Origin of the sequence: Pseudomonas sp. CM25 (genome assembly GCF_013179705.1) — a bacterium.
GTDB lineage: Bacteria > Pseudomonadota > Gammaproteobacteria > Pseudomonadales > Pseudomonadaceae > Aquipseudomonas.
This window is the reverse complement of sequence record NZ_JABMCW010000561.1, coordinates 1-2,205: the sequence shown is the minus strand read 5'-3', so window position 1 is coordinate 2,205 and position 2,205 is coordinate 1. Positions and strand designations below refer to the sequence as shown.

The 2,205-nt window shown below is 65.2% G+C and carries 2 protein-coding genes and 1 pseudogene; 1 reads left to right on the top strand and 2 read right to left on the bottom strand.

Going from position 1 to position 2,205, the window contains the following annotated elements; translation table 11 throughout:
- Together HP546_RS29400 and yghU are read right to left on the bottom strand one after the other, a co-directional pair.
- On the bottom strand, positions 1 to 754 hold a 754-nt coding region (locus tag HP546_RS29400; protein WP_256678571.1), incomplete at its 3' end, for an amidase family protein.
- A 173-nt stretch (positions 755 to 927) separates the two neighbouring features.
- Positions 928 to 1,770, bottom strand: coding sequence for a glutathione-dependent disulfide-bond oxidoreductase (gene yghU, locus HP546_RS29395; protein WP_172233130.1), 843 nt, complete (start codon positions 1,768 to 1,770; stop codon positions 928 to 930).
- A gap of 200 nt (positions 1,771 to 1,970) precedes the next feature.
- Between yghU and HP546_RS29390 the strand changes: the two are divergent.
- Positions 1,971 to 2,205: pseudogene (locus tag HP546_RS29390) on the top strand (dienelactone hydrolase); the annotation flags it as partial.

Sequence of the window (2,205 nt, the reverse complement as noted above, 5' to 3'; positions counted from 1 at the left end):
GGCGCCACAGGTCGCCGCGCTTGTCGGCGTCATCGGCGACCACCACGTCGAGAATTTCCAGCAGATCGGCCATGGTGCGGGCATAAGGCACCACCACGTCCATGGTCGGGGTCAGCGGCCAGTTGCCACGTACCGAAATCACCCCGCGTGACGGTGTGTAGGCACACAGGCCGTTGTTGGACGCCGGGCCGCGGCCGCTGGACCAGGTTTCTTCGGCCAGGCCGAACGCACTGAAGCTGGCGGCGGTGGCGGTGCCGGCCCCGTTGGACGAGCCCGAGGCGAATGGCGCGGTCAGGTAGTTGGCGTTGTACGGGCTTTCGGCACGGCCATAAACACCGCGCTGCATGCCACCGTTGGCCATGGGCGGCATGTTGGTCTTGCCCAGGCACACAGCGCCGGCGGCGCGCAGGCGCTCGATGGTGAAGGCGTCGCGCTGGGCGACCAGGTCCTTGAAGGCCGGGCTGCCGGATGCAGCGGTCAGGCCCTTGACCAGGTAGCTGTCCTTGGCGGTGTAGGGGATGCCGTCCAGCGGGCTCAGCACCTGGCCGCTGGCACGGCGAGCGTCGGATGCCTCGGCTTCTTTCAGCGCCTCCGGGTTGCGCACCACTACGGCGTTCAGGGCGGTGGCGGTATCGGCGCCGTTGTAGGCATCGATACGTGCCAGGTAGGCCTTGACCAGCTCGACCGCTGTCGTGCGGCCCGACTCGAGCGCGTCGCGCAGCTCGGCAATGGAAACCTCGGTTACCTCGATCATGCGTTCACCAAAAAATGTGCAGGTGGGGGCTAATGCGAGGAGTGTACAAGAAGGGCTTGGCGGAAGCAGGTTTGCGCAGGGGCAAATGGTTTTGTGCAGGCAGGCATTGTCCAGCGTTGCGTGGGCCTTTTGCAGGAGCGCCTCGGCAAGGTCGCTCCTCCACGGGGCGGGCGTCAGCGTGCCAGGTCAGCAGCCGCATGCCGCTCCGGCACCTGCGTGTCTTCATCGCCCCAGGTCCGATTCACCCGGGTGCCTCGCTGCACCGCCGGGCGCTGGGCGATTTCCTCGGCCCAGCGCAGCACATGCGGATACTCCTGCACCGCCAGGAATTCGGCCGCGTCATACACGGTGCCGCGCACCAGCTGGCCGTACCAGGACCACACGGCGATATCGGCAATGCTGTATTCCTCGCCACCCAGGTAGCGGCTTTCCGCCAGGCGGCGGTCGAGCACATCCAGCTGGCGCTTGGCTTCCATGGTGAAGCGGTTGATCGCGTACTCGATTTTTTCCGGCGCGTACACATAGAAGTGGCCAAAACCACCGCCCAGGTAAGGCGCCGCGCCCATTTGCCAGAACAGCCAGTTCAGCGTTTCAGTGCGCGCGGCGGGAGTCTTTGGCAGCAATTCGCCGAACTTTTCCGCCAGGTACAGCAGAATCGAGCCCGACTCGAACACCCGTACCGGCGGCTCGACGCTGCGGTCGAGCAGGGCGGGTATCTTCGAGTTGGGGTTGACCTGCACAAAGCCGCTGGAAAACTGGTCGCCCTCGCCGATGCGGATCAGCCAGGCATCGTATTCGGCTCCGGCATGGCCCAATGCAAGCAGCTCTTCCAGGGCAATGGTGACCTTTACGCCATTGGGCGTGGCCAGGGAATAGAGCTGCAGCGGGTGTTCACCCTGCGGCAGGTCCTTGTCATGGGTCGGGCCGGCAACCGGGCGGTTGATGCTGGCGAACTGGCCGCCGGACGCTGCACTGTTGCGCCAGACCTTGGGCGGCACGTAAGGGGGCTTGCTCATGCATGAATCTCCTTCAATGGCGCGAAACGGTCACGTAAGTACGTGGACCTGTATCTATGCCACGGGTTCGGCGAAATGCGCAAATGCACAGGGCGCAAGCGCGCGATGCATGGCGATGGTTTCATCCAGTTTTCATCTGCTGCAGCGCCACCCGGCTCTATGCTGGGGTATCGCTGAGCCCAGCGAGGAGCCCCCTGCCGATGAGTATCCGACGTTGCCTGTTGACGCTGGCCCTGCTCGGCGGCCTGCTGGCACAAGCTGAGGCCGCGCCCTGGGTTGCCGGATTGCACCACATGATCCTCGCCGACCCGGTCGATGCCCGGCCCATGCAAGCGCTGGCGTTCTACCCAGCCGTTGGCACTATCCGCAGCACCCGTGTCGACGGTTACCCGGTCGAGGTGGCCGAAGAGGCGCCCGTAGCCATGGGGCGCTTTC